The organism is Psychrosphaera sp. HA2-10, assembly GCF_055693745.1.
This window is the reverse complement of record NZ_CM146341.1, coordinates 1,213,512-1,230,435: the sequence shown is the minus strand read 5'-3', so window position 1 is coordinate 1,230,435 and position 16,924 is coordinate 1,213,512. Positions and strand designations below refer to the sequence as shown.

At 39.8% G+C, this 16,924-nt stretch carries 12 protein-coding genes; 5 read left to right on the top strand and 7 right to left on the bottom strand.

What is annotated here, in order from left to right:
- Window positions 1-67 precede the first annotated feature (67 nt).
- Window positions 68-2,275, bottom strand: a complete 2,208-nt coding sequence (gene malQ / locus ACZ1GV_RS05630) for a 4-alpha-glucanotransferase (protein ID WP_472675608.1) — start codon at window positions 2,273-2,275, stop codon at window positions 68-70.
- A gap of 222 nt (window positions 2,276-2,497) precedes the next feature.
- Here malQ and gap point away from each other — a divergent pair, with 222 nt between their 5' ends.
- The gene (gap, locus tag ACZ1GV_RS05625) at window positions 2,498-3,511 is read left to right on the top strand and encodes a type I glyceraldehyde-3-phosphate dehydrogenase (RefSeq protein ID WP_472675607.1); all 1,014 of its coding nucleotides are present in this window, start codon (window positions 2,498-2,500) and stop codon (window positions 3,509-3,511) included.
- 91 nt (window positions 3,512-3,602) lie between these two features.
- Window positions 3,603-4,448 carry a D-hexose-6-phosphate mutarotase gene (locus ACZ1GV_RS05620; protein ID WP_472675606.1) on the top strand — a complete coding sequence of 282 codons (846 nt, stop codon included), beginning with the start codon at window positions 3,603-3,605 and terminating at the stop codon, window positions 4,446-4,448.
- A gap of 69 nt (window positions 4,449-4,517) precedes the next feature.
- Here ACZ1GV_RS05620 and ACZ1GV_RS05615 read toward each other — a convergent pair whose 3' ends face one another.
- Genes ACZ1GV_RS05615 through zwf form a run of 5 tightly spaced genes read right to left on the bottom strand, consistent with a single transcriptional unit; the run spans window position 4,518 to window position 10,168 of the window.
- Entirely contained in the window at window positions 4,518-5,165 is a 648-nt protein-coding gene (locus tag ACZ1GV_RS05615) for a bifunctional 4-hydroxy-2-oxoglutarate aldolase/2-dehydro-3-deoxy-phosphogluconate aldolase (RefSeq protein WP_472675605.1), read from the bottom strand.
- A gap of 37 nt (window positions 5,166-5,202) precedes the next feature.
- The gene (locus ACZ1GV_RS05610) at window positions 5,203-6,156 is read right to left on the bottom strand and encodes a glucokinase (protein ID WP_472675604.1); all 954 of its coding nucleotides are present in this window, start codon (window positions 6,154-6,156) and stop codon (window positions 5,203-5,205) included.
- A gap of 7 nt (window positions 6,157-6,163) precedes the next feature.
- Window positions 6,164-7,981 (bottom strand): phosphogluconate dehydratase, encoded by a 1,818-nt coding sequence (edd, locus tag ACZ1GV_RS05605; RefSeq protein ID WP_472675603.1) that lies wholly within the window; start codon window positions 7,979-7,981, stop codon window positions 6,164-6,166.
- Window positions 7,982-7,999: 18 nt separating this feature from the next.
- Window positions 8,000-8,698, bottom strand: coding sequence for a 6-phosphogluconolactonase (gene pgl, locus ACZ1GV_RS05600; RefSeq protein WP_472675602.1), 699 nt, complete (start codon window positions 8,696-8,698; stop codon window positions 8,000-8,002).
- The gene (gene zwf, locus ACZ1GV_RS05595) at window positions 8,699-10,168 is read right to left on the bottom strand and encodes a glucose-6-phosphate dehydrogenase (protein WP_472675601.1); all 1,470 of its coding nucleotides are present in this window, start codon (window positions 10,166-10,168) and stop codon (window positions 8,699-8,701) included.
- 290 nt (window positions 10,169-10,458) lie between these two features.
- Between zwf and ACZ1GV_RS05590 the strand changes: the two genes are divergently transcribed.
- Window positions 10,459-11,307 (top strand): MurR/RpiR family transcriptional regulator, encoded by an 849-nt coding sequence (locus ACZ1GV_RS05590; protein WP_155693520.1) that lies wholly within the window; start codon window positions 10,459-10,461, stop codon window positions 11,305-11,307.
- Between the two features lie 281 nt (window positions 11,308-11,588).
- A complete protein-coding gene (pyk, locus tag ACZ1GV_RS05585; protein ID WP_472675600.1) occupies window positions 11,589-13,025 on the top strand; it encodes a pyruvate kinase in 1,437 nt (478 codons plus the stop codon).
- A 109-nt stretch (window positions 13,026-13,134) separates the two neighbouring features.
- Here the strand turns inward: pyk and ACZ1GV_RS05580 are convergent, their stop codons facing one another.
- Window positions 13,135-15,402 (bottom strand): TonB-dependent receptor, encoded by a 2,268-nt coding sequence (locus ACZ1GV_RS05580; RefSeq protein WP_472675599.1) that lies wholly within the window; start codon window positions 15,400-15,402, stop codon window positions 13,135-13,137.
- A 294-nt stretch (window positions 15,403-15,696) separates the two neighbouring features.
- On the opposite strand from ACZ1GV_RS05580, the gene ACZ1GV_RS05575 reads away from it, so the two are divergent.
- On the top strand, window positions 15,697-16,920 hold the full coding sequence (locus ACZ1GV_RS05575; protein WP_472675870.1) for a NupC/NupG family nucleoside CNT transporter: 1,224 nt from the start codon (window positions 15,697-15,699) through the stop codon (window positions 16,918-16,920).
- Window positions 16,921-16,924 lie beyond the last annotated feature (4 nt).

Genomic DNA, 16,924 nt, shown 5'->3' with positions numbered 1-16,924 from the left:
TGTTTTAATATAAATTGAAACGGGTTTTAATCAAAAACAGCACCTCATGGTGCTGTTTTATAACGAGTTAAGCTTGCGATCGTGCTTTTGTTAAATCATGTGTTAGTTGATTAATTTCAGGTTTATTAAAAATATCCTCTAAATTAACGCTTAACTTACGGCGCCAATTTGGATATTCCTCACTAGTGCCCGGAATATTAACTGGCATATCCATTTGCAACCAATCTTCTAACTGCAAACTAAGTAACGCCGTAGCTCCTTTAGCCATGTGTAACTGCAGCCCATAGTTTAACTCTTGAGACATGCCGACATAGTTGGCGTCACGTCCTACATTATCAGAAACGCTGTTATGCCCATGCAGACTGTCTAGTATTGCTTGTTTGGCCTTAATTCGATCGTCATATAACGATTTCATTAATTCATCACCGGTATACAACCCTATTTGTTGGCCAAGCTCTAAATCTTTACAATGCCAATATCCAATTAACGTCGGCATATCATGAGTCGTTAAAGTCGCCATAGCTTGTTCTGGATAATGTGAAGGTGAGAAAAACCCACCGTCTTCAGCCTGTTCGAAGAAAAACACTTTATAAGAATGAATGCCATTTTCTTGCAATTTACCAACGATATCATCAGGCACTGTACCTAAGTCTTCACCAATAATGGCACACTCATTTAAATGGCTTTCTAACGCTAAAATAGCTAACAAATCATCAACCGGGTAATACACATACGTACCCGCCTTAGATGACTCACCTTTAGGTACCCACCAAAGACGAAGTAATGCCATAACATGATCGATGCGCAACGCGCCACACGCATGCATGTTTGACCGAAACAAATCAATAATCGGCTGATATGCCTGCTGATAAAGTTTAACTGGATCCATCGGCGGAAGACCCCAATTTTGTCCAAGCGGACCTAGCACGTCAGGCGGAGCGCCTACAGAAGCGTCAGTACAATACAAATCTTTATTTGCCCAGATTTCAGTACTACCCTCACTTACACCAACCGCTAAATCACGATACGTTCCCATTGCCATGCCTTTTTCAGCACTTACGGCATTAGCTTTTTCCAGTTGCGTTAAAGCAACAAATTGAATATAGGCATAAAAATCAACTAATTCAGCATGTTCCGTCACAAAATTCTTTACCGCAGCTGAATTATAATCTTTAAACTCTTCTGGCCACACAGGCCAACCCCAGTTGTCACCAATATAACGGCCTTCAGATTTGAAGTGGTCTTGAATCGCATCAAACGTTGCTAATTGCAAAAGACTATCGCCACCGTCTTTTTTGAAAGCTGCAAATGCTTCAGCGTAAGAGGTTTTTTGTTTTAGTTCATTTTCTAAAAAATAATTATAAAGTGGTTTGAGTGCTCGAATTTTTAAATCCATCACTGACTCATAATCAACCAGTTCACTTTGTTTCGCACGAAGAAGTTGTTGCTTAAAGGCGTCGCTATTAACTAACGCTTGAGTATTTTGATCGTTGCTAAATCCGACTACCTGTTCCACATCAATGTATATCACATTTAACCAACGACGAGATGATGGGCTGTATGGGCTACAGGCGTTTCCGTTGTTTGGATATAAGGCATGAATAGGATTTAAACCAACAAAATCGGCACCTCTATCAGCAACTTTTTCAATTAAATATGCTAAGTCAGAAAAGTCACCTACGCCCCAGTTTTTTTCGCTTTTTACACAATATAATTGAACACTCGGGCCCCATAGCTTTTTGCCATCTACAATATCTGGTTGCTTATAACATTGTTGCGGAGCGACGATTAAACGACCTTCCCCTAGCGGTTCATCGTTTCCATCCTCTAATAGTGTAAGGTCGAAATACCCCATATCTAATTGAAAATCTATTTCGATTAAATATTGCTGTATTTCAATATCATTGATTTCCACGTTAGCAATTAATTGATTATCGATTGGTACGACTTTAATTTCTTTAATTAAAGCACCTTGCTGGTACACTTTTAACGTTAACTCGTCATTCACAAAGTCAATTGGTAGCTTTATAAATACAGGAACAGGCTGATCAACTCGAGAGACGGTTACTGGCTCTAGTACGGTTAACCATTGTTGTTTCGTTTCCTCTTCAATCACGTTTAATAGCGCAATTTCATCATCAACTGGATAACCCATAGCCGCGAGAATTTTTGTTTTAGAAGTGTGCTCAATGATGGCTTGGTTTCCCCAAGCATCCGTATACTCAGATTCGATACCGCGGGCGTCCGCCAGTTGTTCGATCAACGATTGGTTCATTGTTATTCCTTGCTGGGAAAAGCTTTGATTAGATAAGCAATCAGAATTATGGGCGCTTACTATAATGTCGTTTACGTAAGTTTGACTACTACATACGTTTGCAAAACAGTATTTTAGTATTAGTCGCTTCGAAATACTACTGCACATGGCTTTACTTTTAACGCAATTGGATGTAATTTTATTACACTTTTGAAATTACAGTTCACTTTTACAGGGTTACATATGACAATTCGTGTTGCAATTAATGGTTTTGGCCGCATCGGCCGTAATATTCTTAGAGCTTTGTATGAATCAGAAAAAGACTATGACCTTAAAATTGTCGCTATTAATGACTTAGGTGATGCTAGTATTAATGCGCACCTTTTAAAGTATGACACTGCACATGGCCGATTTAACGCTAAAGTACAAAATACTGAAGATAGTATTACCGTTAACGGAGACACAATTGCAGTAACATCAGAACGTAATCCAGCTAATTTACCTTGGAAACAGTTAGATATAGATGTTGTTTTTGAATGTACCGGTATTTTTGCATCAAAAGAAGAAGCCAGTGCTCACATAGAAGCTGGTGCTAAAAAAGTGATTATTTCTGCTCCTGGTAAGAACGTGGACGCAACCATTGTTTACGGCGTTAACGAAGACATATTAACTAGCGATATGACTGTAATATCTAATGCGTCATGTACAACCAACTGTTTAGCGCCAATGGCTAAAGTTCTAAATGATACAGTAGGCATTGAGTCTGGTTTAATGAACACTATTCACGCTTACACAAACGATCAGCGTTTAAGTGATGTTTATCACACTGATTTGCGTCGAGCTCGTGCTGCAGCAATGTCAATGATTCCGACAAAAACCGGCGCTGCGGCGGCCGTTGGCCTAGTAGTTCCAGAGTTGGCTGGTAAAGTTGATGGCTTAGCCGTGCGCGTCCCTACTATTAATGTATCATTGGTAGACTTAACGTTTATTGCCAAGCGTGACACGACAGTAGAAGAGATCAATCAAGTTATAAAGGACGCTGTCGCCAAAGGCGGATCTTTAGCTGAGGTGCTTGCTGTTAACGAAGAGCCTTTAGTTTCTGTTGATTTTAATCATATCCCTTACTCATCAAACTTTGACGCAACTGAAACCCGCGTTACAGGTCGCCTCGTAAAAGTAATGAGTTGGTATGATAACGAATGGGGCTTTTCTAACCGCATGTTAGATAACGCTGTTTTATTTATGAACGCAAAATAAACAAGTTCTAAGTAAGCTAAATAGCTTTTAGTTAGCTATAATAAAAAGCGGTTATTTAACCGCTTTTTTTGTGCTTAAACGATGGAATATAATGAGAACAAAGTACGTAACCACCAAGTTATCAAACGGACAAAAGATTTATCAGGTAGATCACCCTTGTTGCACTGCAACAATAAGTGAATTTGGCGGTCAGCTTTTATCTTTTCAAGACCACCAAGGGCAAGAGTGGTTGTGGTTATCTAAGTCTGCTATAAAAGACGGCAGCAAAGCTATTCGTGGTGGAGTACCTATTTGCTGGCCTTGGTTTGGACCTAATGATGATAAAACTCTTCCGCAACATGGTTACGCTCGATTAGTAAATTGGGCACTTGTTTCAGTAGAAGAGGATGAATTTGGCGTACGACTAACACTTCAGCCAGACTTTGTAAATTCCAAATACGAAATCTACAACCTTTCGTTGTTTATGAAAATAGATCTGGGAACGTCGTTATCGATTCAGCTTCATACCGAAAATATCTCCAATTTTTCAGTCAGCTTCAGCCAAGCTATCCATACCTATTTGGCGGTAGATGATATAAAAGAATGCAGTATAAGCGGCCTAAATGGCTGTGTGTATTTAGATCAGCTAAAAAATAAAATCAGTCATCAGGAAAATGACTTAGTGCTCAGCCAATGGACTGACTCCATATATTCAAACGTACAAAACCCTCTTACCTTAGCCCATAATGGTAAAACTTCTAAGATCATCGATGGCAACGGCCACGACTCGGTCGTGATATGGAACCCGTGGCAAGATGGCGCTCGGCTACTATCTGACTTTGACGATTTGGGTTATCAAAACATGATATGTATTGAGATGGCTAACACAGCCACAAAAACGTTAGCACCGCGACAATCGCACACACTAACTCAAATTATAAGTATACCGAAAAGCTAATTAGGTAGTGCAATATTAAAAAGGTAAGCACGACGCTTACCTTTTATAAACAATTATTGCTATCAATAACTATTTAATTTGTCCCTCGACAGCTGCGCGAGCCAAACGAGTTATTTCTTCCCAGCGTTTCTCTTTAACCACTACATCTGGACACAACCAAGAACCACCACAACACAATACGTTGTCTAATGCTAAGTAATCTTGATAATTAGAGGGGTTAATTCCTCCTGTTGGACAAAACTTAACATTTGGGAACGGACCACCAATAGATTTTAGTGATTGTACGCCACCAGATGCCTCTGCAGGAAAGAACTTAAAATGGGTATAGCCCTTATCTAGTCCTACCATCAACTCTGAAATAGACGATACGCCAGGGATTAACGCAATAGAACCACCATTGCCGGCATCTAGCAACTCTGGTGTTAAGCCGGGACTTATAGCAAATTTAGCACCCGCTTCGGTAACTTGTTGAAGTTGCTTAGCATTAGTTACCGTTCCTGCGCCAATAATTGCTTGCGGGCAATGTGTCGCTATTTCTTTAATTACATCAATGGCTGCAGGAGTTCGAAGTGTAACTTCAAGTACACGTATACCGCCAGCTACTAACGCGTTTGCAATAGGCACCGCATCTTCAACGTTGTCGATGACCAAAACAGGCACTACAGGTCCAGCAGCAAATACTTCCGCTGAGTCAATTAACCATTTACGATCTGTCATTTTGAATCCTTAAATAAATCTCTGTAGTTTGCTGTAGTTATAATTCTTGTTTTATATAAGCTGCGCAACCCAGTAAACCTGGTTGAGGTTCGGTTACAACATAAACAGGAATACCAGAAACGTATGGTTTAAATCGGCCTTTAGCCTCAAAACCAGCTCTAAACTCACTTGTTTTTAGATAGTCAATAAAACGAGGAACTATGCCGCCAGCAATATATACACCACCAAAAGTCGCCATTGTTAACGCTAAATTACCGCCAAAACTGCCTAAAATCCTACAAAACACCCGCATCGCACTTGCAGCCATTTCATCAGTATTATTAATACCATGAGTAGTAATATCTGCTGGTTGAAAGTTTTGCTCAGGTTGTTTATTAATAGCGCATAATGCTTGATAAATTTGAACTAAGCCCAGGCCAGATAGTAACTGTTCCGCAGACACGGTCGTATATTTATGCTGCAAATGCTCCAAAATAGCGACTTGTTCAGCATCGGTAGGAGCAAAATCAGCATGTCCGCCCTCGCCACCTAAAGCTATCCACTTTTGTCCACTATGAACTAAATGAGCTACACCTAAACCAGTACCTGCACCGTATATCGCAATGGGCTTGTGCTCTTGAGCTTCTCCGCCACCAACTTGGGTCTTTTGTTCGTCTTTTAGTGAAGGTATCGCCATTGCAATTGCTGTGAAATCATTGATAACATACAACTTATCAAAACCAAATTTCTGAGCAATTTTGCTTTGTGAAAAGCACCAATGGTTATTGGTCAAATCGACTTTATCGCCAGTAACTGGACATGCAACATCGATACATGCGTAATGAATGTCAGCATCGATAAAAGATAAGTATTGTTCAATTGCATCATCGATTTTCGCGAAGTCTGCACACCTATAAGTTTGCACATGCTCCATTGATAAATCAGTAAGATTTGCAATTGCCAGTCGAATATTAGTGCCGCCTACATCTGCGACTAAAGCTTGTAATGACATTTTTTCCTTACGCCTCGTGAAAAACACAACTAGCACCTTCTTCAGATGTTGTTAACATCTGCCTCAAGCCATTAAACATCTCACGGCCCATACCTTCACGTTCTGCGCTAAGGTCTTTTGGAGTCACCGTTCGTTTTGCTAACTCTTCATCAGAAACATGAAGTTTTACTAAATTGTTCTCTGCATCAATTTCAATCAGATCACCATTTTGTACCTTAGCAATTAAACCGCCATCTAACGCCTCCGGATATAAATGAATAGCGGCTGGTACCTTGCCGGAGGCTCCGGACATTCGGCCATCAGTAACTAGAGCAACTTTAAAACCTTTATCTTGTAATACTCCTAACGGTGGTGTCAGTTTGTGAAGCTCTGGCATGCCAACAGCTCGCGGACCTTGATAACGCACTACAACAACACAGTCTTTATCTAAATCACCCGCTTGGAAAGCACCATCTAAATCATGTTGGCTTTCAAAAACAACCGCTGGCGCTTTTACATGCGTTCGACCTTCACGTAAAGATGATGTCTTAATTACGGCGCGACCTAAGTTGCCGTCTAATACGCTTAAACCGCCGTCCGCTTTAAATGGCGTTTCAATAGTTGCCAAAACTTCAGGATCAAGAGATTTCTCTGGCGCCTCTACCCACTCTAACTTACCGTCACGAATAACAGGCTCTTTGGTATATTTATCTAACCCTTTACCGCATATAGTATTAACATCGTTATGAACTAGGCCACCGCGCAACAATTCTTTTATTAGCAATGCCATACCGCCTGCCGCTTGGAAGTGATTAATGTCAGCCTGACCATTTGGGTATATTTTTGTAAGTAATGGCGTCGCTGATGACAATGCATCAAAGTCATCCCAGTTAACGATAATGCCAGCAGACTTTGCCATGGCAACTAAATGCATTGTATGGTTTGTTGAACCGCCAGTTGCAAGCAATGCAACTATGCCGTTTACTACTGACTTTTCATCAACGATATGACCAATTGGCATATAATCCGTGCCTAAATCAGTAATACGTGTTGCTTGAATCGCGGCAGCTTCTGTAAGCGCTTCACGTAATTCTGTACCTGGATTTACAAAAGATGACCCTGGCAAATGCAGACCCATAACTTCAACAACTAATTGATTTGAGTTTGCAGTGCCGTAAAACGTACACGTGCCGGCTGAGTGATAAGACTTAGACTCAGATTCTAATAATTCGTCGCGGCCTACTTTACCCTGAGCATAAAGCTGACGTACTCGCGCTTTTTCTTTATTTGGAATACCGGATTCCATCGGACCAGCTGGAATAAATACGAATGGCAAATGGCCAAAGGACAACGCCGACATAACCAGACCTGGTACAATCTTGTCACAAATCCCCATCATCACCGCACTATCAAACATATTGTGTGATAGACCTACCGCTGCACTCATTGCAATTACATCTCGACTCATTAAGCTGAGATCCATACCTGGCTGGCCTTGAGTAACCCCGTCACACATAGCCGGAACGCCGCCGGCAAATTGAGCGACTGATCCTACTTTTTCAACTGCTGCACGAATTTTGTCTGGATACACTTCGTAAGGTTGATGTGCTGACAACATATCATTATAGGCAGATATCATACCTACATTGGCTTTAGTTAAGGCTGTTAAGTCTTGTTTTTGCTGCGTGCTACAAGCTGCAAATCCATGCGCTAAATTGCCACAAGATAAAACGCCACGATGAGGCCCCTTTTCGCGTGCTCGCTCTATTTTTTCAAGATAGGCTTTACGTGTCGCTTTACTACGCTCAATAATTCGATCAGTAACTTCTTGTATAATTTTATTCATTTTATCTCCTAACAATGACTATTTAGTCGTTGCTAACATAACTGTCATCGGAACGTCAGATTGGTTTAAAAATGCACTGATGGGTGCTTTGCGAACATCAGTCTCCGATCCAACTCGATTTAATACTGCTTCTTTGCTCTCGCCAACAAGATGTAAATATAGCTGCTTTGAATTCATTAACGCCGTTCGACTAAATGTCATTCGTTGGTGTGGTGCTGTTGTAGGCTGAGTTGCTAATATTGGCTTTTCTGTCGTTAAACCATCGTCTAGTTGTAAACAGCATGGAAAAATAGAGGCTGTGTGACCATCTTCTCCCATACCTAAAATCACAATATCAAAGGGGGTTTTAATTTTTGATAAATTAGCGGTAACATCTTCAACTGCATCAAACGCATCGGTGTGCGTTGTTTTCATACCAACAAAATTAGCGTCAGCTGCCTTATTGATTAATAAGTGCTCTTTAACCATGCTTTCATTAGATGCAGGATCGGTAAGAGGAACCCAGCGGTCATCAACTAAAGCAATATCTACTTTTGACCAGTCCAGCTCAGCGTCTTTTAGTGCTTCAAATAAAGGTTTTGGCGTATTGCCACCTGACACTAATAAACTTGCTCGGCCATCTTGTGCGATACCTACTGATAATTTTTCGACGATTTCTTTAACAAATTGATTATTCAATTCTGAAGATGTCGAAAACTTTTTAATTGTCGCGTTCATTTATTCGTCCCACTCTCTGTCGTCTTTTGCCAACATAGCAATTGACGCTACAGGCCCCCAAGATCCCGCTGAGTATGATTTAGGAGACTCATTGGATTTATCCCAAGCATCTAAAATACCGTCAACCCAAGTCCACGCGGCTTCAACCTCATCCCTACGAACAAATAGCGATTGGTTACCCAACATAGCTTCTAACATCAAACGTTCATAAGCATCCGCGATACGGTCATTTTTAAAAGTATCTGAAAAGCTTAAATCTAGTTTTGTTTGTTGAAGTTCCATTTTTTCACCAAGCCCAGGAACCTTATTCATTAAATGAATTTCAACGCCCTCGTCAGGTTGCAGTCGAATTGTCAATTTATTTGCTGGCAGTGTTTTGTATGTTTCTTTAAATATGTTGTGCGGTAACTCTTTAAAATGAATAACGATTTCAGTGCCCTTAATTGGCAGTCGCTTTCCTGTCCTTAGATAAAACGGTACACCCGCCCATCGCCAGTTATCGATATCAACTCGCAATGAAACAAAGGTTTCTGTGGAGCTTTCTGTATTGGCTCCTTCTTCCTCTAGGTAACCAGGTACAGCTTGGCCGTTAACAAATCCAGACGTGTATTGACCGCGTACGGTTTTATCAGATGCGTTGTCGACTGTAATTGGCCTAAGCGCTTTTAATACTTTTAATTTTTCGTTTCGGATACTGTCAGCGCTTACGTCAACGGGCGGTTCCATGGCTAATAAAGATAGTATTTGTAATAAATGGTTTTGGACCATGTCACGCATTTGACCTGCGTCATCATAATATCCCCAACGCCCTTCTACGCCTACTGACTCTGCAACTGAGATTTGAACGTGATCTATACATTCGTGGTCCCAATTGTTAGTAAATATCGCATTTGCAAAACGAAGAACAAGTAGATTTAACACGGTCTCTTTGCCAAGATAATGATCGATTCGGTAAATTTGTTCTTCGGTAAAATGTTCGGCTATTTTGTCGTTAATTACTTTAGAGGAAGCTAAACAATGTCCAATTGGTTTTTCTACGACAACTCGAGTTTCTTCATTTACTAAACCAGCAAATTTTAAACCGTCACAAATTGCACCAAATACAGAAGGTGGCGTTGAAAAGTAATTCACCATTGTTCTTGTAGATTGATCAACAACGCTAGATATACGTTTATAATCTTCAGCTTGAGTCATATCTACTTGGCAATACTCTAATCTAGCTAAAAACCGAGATTTAATATCATTATCAACCGGTTCTTTTAAAAATCGCTCTAGGCTCTCAGATACAATATTTTTATAACCTTCCAAGTCATGTTCGTCACGAGCAACGCCTACTATTTTAGTATCCTCTGCAAGTAGCTGCGACCTTTCAAGTTGATAAAGCGCCGGGATTAATTTGCGGCGCGCAAGGTCGCCCTTGGTACCGAACAGAACTAAATCGCAAGGTTTATGGCTTAATTTTTTGGCCATTGATGACTCCACTAAGATGGTCAGTTTATTGTAATTAAACTACATAGCTCTAATGCTATCGAACAAATGTAGGCAATGTAAACCCGATTTATGTAATTTTTTTACATAAAAGTAAACTTTTAACTAATTTTGTTGTTTTTCATTAGTAATTAATTTCTAATGCATTACATAAAGTCGAATTGTTATAAATATCAGTCTAATTTTAACCTGTAATTCACAAATAGTGGCAGGATTTAATTAGTTTCTAATAATAGCGTAAATTAAGGCTTGTTAGGATTTAAGGAATTAGAATGAATATTCTTGAGAAAATAAACTTACAAATTACAACATTCAGTAAATCTGAGCGTAAAGTTGCAGAAGTTATTATAGACAACCCAGAGCAGGCAATACACTCTAGTATAGCAACGTTGGCAAAAATAGCTGACGTTAGTGAACCAACCGTAAACAGGTTTTGTCGTCGGTTAGACACTAAAGGCTTTCCAGATTTTAAACTGCACCTTGCACAAGGGTTAGCAAATGGTACGCCCTATGTTAACCGTCATGTTGATGAAAGTGATGGCCCTGAAGAATATACAGCGAAAATTTTTGAATCAACAATGGCCTCTTTAAACAGCGCTCGGAAAAGCATTGATATTTCACAAGTAAACCGAGCTGTTGATATTTTAACTCAAGCTAAAAAGATTTCTTTTTTTGGTCTTGGGGCATCAGCATCTGTCGCCCAAGACGCATTAAATAAGTTCTTTAGATTTAACGTACCAGTGAACTGTTTCGAAGATATTGTAATGCAACGTATGAATTGCATGAATAGTAGCGAAGGCGATGTCGTAATGCTTTTTTCTCATACAGGTAGAACTAAACAATTAGTTGAAATAGCTGAGATTGCTCGTCAAAACGATGCAACGGTTATAGGCGTAACTTCTAAAGACTCTCCATTAGCAAAAGAATGTAATATTTGTTTAAGTCCAGATGTTCCTGAAGACACAGATCTTTACATGCCGATGGCATCAAGAATTGCACAATTGGTGATTATTGATGTACTCGCAACTGGATTTACCTTGAGACGCGGGCCAAAATTCAGAGACAACCTGAAAAAAGTAAAAGACTCACTGCGCCCTTCTCGTTTTGACAAGCGAGATTAATAGCCTAAGTTACTGTTACATTAGGACTACTTATAAAAGCAGGCATTGATATTTGATATGCCTGTTTTTTTTCACCTTAACAATTGCTTAATGCCGATTTCACTTAGCATGTTTATGATATAAACCGTTAATTTTTGTTTACTGTTCTATACTTCTTAGTAGTTCATTCTGTAATATTTATTCACAAAGTTCTGTATAAAGCCTTGTAATTTTATTTTATTCTTTCAAAATGTAATTAAATTACAGTTTGATTGTATTTCAACCTATGGAGTTTCCCTTACATGTCCAACGTACTGAGAAGAACGAAAATCGTTTCAACTTTGGGTCCTGCTACTGACAGAGATAATGTTTTAGAGCAAATTATTGCTAGCGGCGTAAATACAGTTCGCCTTAACTTTTCTCACGGTAGCGCTCAAGACCATATAGACAGAGCATTACGAGTAAGGGAAGTAGCCAAAAAACTTAATACATATGTGGCTATTTTAGGTGATTTACAAGGACCAAAAATTCGAGTTTCGCGTTTTAAAAACTCAAAAATTTACCTCAACGTAGGTGACAAATTTGTTTTAGACGCTGAAATGGACAAAGACGCCGGTGACGAACGTCAGGTATGTATCGATTACAAAGATTTACCTAAAGACGTATCGAAGGGAGATTTGTTGTTGCTAGACGATGGTAGAGTGCAACTTTTAGTTGAATCAGTAGAAGGCTCAAAGGTATTTACCGAAGTAACCGTTGCTGGACCATTGTCGAATAACAAAGGTATTAACCGAAAAGGTGGCGGCCTAACGGCTCCAGCGTTAACTGAAAAAGACAAAGCTGACATAGTTACAGCCGCAAAAATCGGAGTTGAGTACCTTGCTGTATCGTTTCCTCGTAACGGCGCCGATTTGGAATATGCCCGTAAGCTTGCTAAAGAAGCCGGTTTCTCTCCTAAAATAGTTGCAAAAGTAGAACGCGCAGAGACGGTAGCAACCGACGAAGCTATTGACGATATCATATCCGCTTCAGATGTAATCATGGTTGCTCGTGGTGACTTAGGCGTGGAGATTGGTGATGCAGAGCTTGTTGGCGTCCAAAAGAAACTAATTGCACGTTCCAGACAGCTTAATAAAGCGGTGATAACAGCAACGCAAATGATGGAGTCGATGATTTCTAGTCCAATGCCAACTCGTGCAGAGGTAATGGATGTATCAAACGCTGTATTAGATGGTACTGACGCCGTCATGTTATCAGCCGAAACAGCGGCGGGTGATTTTCCTGTTGAAACAGTGAAAGCAATGGCGAATGTTTGTCTTGGTGCTGAAAAACACCCAAGCGTATTAAGTTCAAAACATCGTATGGATGTTCAGTTTGATAACATATCTGAAACGGTTGCAATGGCAACTATGTATGCAGCTAATCATATGAAAGGTATCAAAGCGATTGTTGCACTAACGGAGTCGGGAGGCATGGCTCGCCTACTCTCTCGTATTAGTTCGGGATTACCAATTTATGCAATGTCGCGCCACGAAAAAACGCTAAATCGTTGTGCTCTATTCCGTGGTGTTTACCCTTGTATGTTTGACTCAACAAAATTTGAAGACGACGCAAGAGAAGCACTAAAAGAATTATTAGCAGAGGGTCGCCTTAAAAAAGGTGATTTAATCTTATTAACTCATGGCGATAAAATGGAAACTATTGGTGCTACAAATACGATGAAAATAATGACGGTTTAATTCAGTTATCTTAAAAGAGTTTTAAACGTTGAACAACTTATAGAAAGCGCCAATATTAAAACAAAAAAGCCCAAACAATGTTTGGGCTTTTTTTTATTAAGAATAACGTTTAGAAAAAGTTCTTCTTAACTTCGATACCCCAGCTCATCGGCTCATTAACAATACCTGTATTGTTGTTAAAGTCGATACCAGCTTTAAGGTTATCTTCATCAGTGATGTTACGACCAAATACAGCAACTTCTAGGTCTAAATCATAGTGAACGTATCCGATACGTAAACCTAACTCAAACTGACCGTCTGTTTTGTATTCTTTCGTTTCATAGATGAATAAGTTTGTATCACCTTGATGCGAATAATCTGTGTAAATAAATAATTCACCTTCATCAGCAATTGGCATCGCATAACGAGCAGTTGCTGTGAAAATCGTTTTTGGTGCGTTAGGGAAAGGATTGCCATCAACGTACGCAAACCCATCTTCGTTTAAACGATCTGTAGGAGTACAAGCACCCGAACCACAAGTTGCAATTAGTAAATTTTCATCTTGAAGTTCAGTGTCGTTGTATGAGAAACCAGCTGTTAACGTTAGGTTTTCGTTAACTCGAATTTCTGAATCAATTTCAAAGCCTGTGCCTACACCTTTACCTGCATTGGTAAGTCCAATGTTGTTACCATTACCACCAACTGCAGTTAATTGAATATCATCGATTACATAATGGAAAACAGCACCGTTTAATCGAAGTGTATTGTCAAATAAGTCAGTTTTAAAACCTGCTTCATATGACATAATCGTTTCAGCGTCAGCAACTGACGGAAAACCTTCAAAAGCGACATCACGGCCTTGTATTGATTGAGCACGGAAACCATTAGATAAACGAGCATAAACACTCATATTATTGTCAATAGTATAGTTAGCCATTGCTTCCCAAGACCACTGCCCGTCGTCAACAGTAAATGGCGTGTACTCTTGAATCGAAGCAGCACCGATAACAACTGCAAATCCGTCTTCATTCTGCTTACCCACGCTAATTGACTTTTCGTCGTACGTGTAACGAAGACCACCGATGATAGTTAAGTCATCATTAACCGCGTAGGTTGACTGACCGAAAATAGCCCACGTAGAGTTATCATGAAATACCTCTGTTGCGCCGAAGAAGCCATCTATACTTTCAACACCAAAAGATGAATCAAAATAGAATAAACCTGTTTGCCATGTTAACTGGTCATTTCCGTTACTAGAAATGCGAAGCTCTTGAGTAAACTGTTTTAAGTCATTAAGACGATCTTCTGTAACTGCACCAAAAGGAATAAACCCAGGGCCGTTACGATTTTCAGTAGTACAGTATTCGTTTATAACGCCATCTTGACAAACATAACCACCGTCGATATCACCTTTTGAGCGCCCATCTGCATTTTCTAACGCAGTGATCGAGGTTAAAGTGAAAGCGCCTAAATCGTAATTAATATTTAAGCTCAAACCGTCTTGGTCATACTCTTGAGGGTTGTTGTCGCCATCGTCATACCAAACCGTATCACGATCATAATTTTCATTTAGTTCATTACTTCCAGTAGTAAGGATATTTGCACGCATCACAGAAGATGTACCTTCTAATGAGCGCTTGTGGAAGTTAAAGAGAATATCTAAATCTTCAGAAGGATTGTAAGCCAGTTGTAATCGCACAGCTTTTTCATCATGGCCGCCTAATGCGTCATTTTCACCTGTGAAGCCATTATCAATCCAATCATCTTTAGACTGATTCAACATAGATAAGCGAGCATTTAAGTCGCTTGCTAACGCGCCACCAACAGCACCCTCAAGGTTAACCAGTCCAAAACTGCCAGCACCAGCTTTAACATAAGCGTCAAAGTCTGAGGTTGGTTTACGACTTGTAAACTTAATGATACCTGCGGTCGTGTTTCGGCCAAACAGTGAGCCTTGTGGACCACGAATAACTTCAACTTGGTCTATATCAAAAAGCGGGAAACTCTTTAATACAACGTTTTCCATTACTACGTCATCCATAATAATAGAAACAGGTTGTGATGCTGCTAAATCGAAATCTGAGTTACCTAGACCACGCATGTAGAATCTTGGTGCTACTCGTCCGTTCGAAGACTCAGCGTATAAACCTGGTACGCGAGCCGCTAAAGACAAAATATCGTCGCCTGAAGAAAACGTGTTTTCAAAACGCTCTCCCGACATCGTTGCAATTGAAACGGGAACTTCTTGAATAGACTGTGTACGTTTTAATGCGGTAACAGTAATTTTTTCAAGTTTTGCATCGTCTTGCTCTTGGGCATTTTCTTGAGCGTTCACGTTTAAAGATAGTGAAGCTAGTAATGCAGCTTGGATGCTAAGTGCTAATGCAGCCTTTTTCATAAATTTATCCTGAAGATTTAGTTAGAAGTCTTTTTATATCAATCAATTACTTACACAACTCATCGGATGAGAAGATTGACAGAGAAACTTAAGCATGTGCATTGTATGCGAAATAGAAATTTTTGTTTAGTTTTAATTCAGACTTTTTGTCACATTAATTTCATATCTGGCACATAGATAGTGATAATTTTAGCTAAAATTTAATAAAACGCTTGAATCATTTCATAATCTCCCTATGATCCGTCACCGTGAAAAAAATAATATCTAAATTGTTAGGAGCAAGTGTTTGTGGATATTGATTGGATAAGAAGTTTATTAGGGATCACTGTTCTGTTGATATTAGCGTTTGCTTTATCCACAAATCGTCGTGCAATAAATAAACGAACGGTAATTAGCGCATTTTTATTGCAGTTTTTCTTAGGGGCGATGGTTTTATACTGGGAACCTGGTAAAGATATCTTGCTTAATGTATCTCAAACACTATCCACTGTGTTTGATTATGCAACCGATGGCATTGTATTTATGTTTGGTGACAAGATAGGCGGCAAAGAACTTGGCTTTATTTTCGCGGTTCATATTTTACCTGTTATCGTATTTTTCTCCTCTTTAATTGCTGTTTTATATTACCTTGGTGTTATGGGTAAATTGGTTAGCATTTTTGGTGGTGCACTTAGAAAGATAACTGGAACAAGTAAACCTGAGTCAATGTGTGCTGCGGCGAACATTGTTGTTGGTCAAGCAGAAGCGCCACTTGTAGTTAAGCCTTTTCTTAAAACAATGACACGCTCTGAATTATTTGCGGTTATGGTTGGTGGTATGGCGACGGTAGCAGGTGCTATTATCGCGGGTCTAGCGAGTATAGGTATTGAGCTAAAATACTTAATCGCGGCGAGCTTTATGGCAGCCCCTGGTGGCCTTTTAATGGCTAAAATGATTTTACCAGAAACAGAAGAGCCAAAAAATGAACTGTCAGAATTAAAATTAGAAAGTTCTGGTCACGTGAACGTCATTGATGCAGCTGCAGACGGTGCGGGTGAAGGTGTGAAATTCGCAATATCAATCGCAGCTATGCTTATTGCCTTTATTGCTTTGATTGGTTTAGTAAATGGTATTTTAGGCGGTATCGGTGCCTGGATTGGCTACCCTGAGCTAACTTTACAATTAATTCTTGGTTATTTATTTAGCCCGGTGGCATTTATAGTTGGCGTACCTTGGTCAGAGGCACAGCTTGCTGGTTCATTCTTAGGCCAAAAGTTAATCCTGAATGAATTTGTTGCTTACTTAGATTTCCTAAATTATAAAGGTGAGCTAAGTGAAATGACTCAAGTCATAGTTACTTTTGGACTCTGTGGATTTGCAAACTTGTCATCAATTGCAATACTAATTGGTGGTGTTGGTAGCATGGCTCCAACTCGAAGACATGAGTTGGCTGAGCTTGGTTTAAAGGCCGTTATGGCAGCTACCCTAGCGAACCTTATGAGTGCTGCAATTGCTGGCCTGTTTGTCTCACTCGCCTAACGTT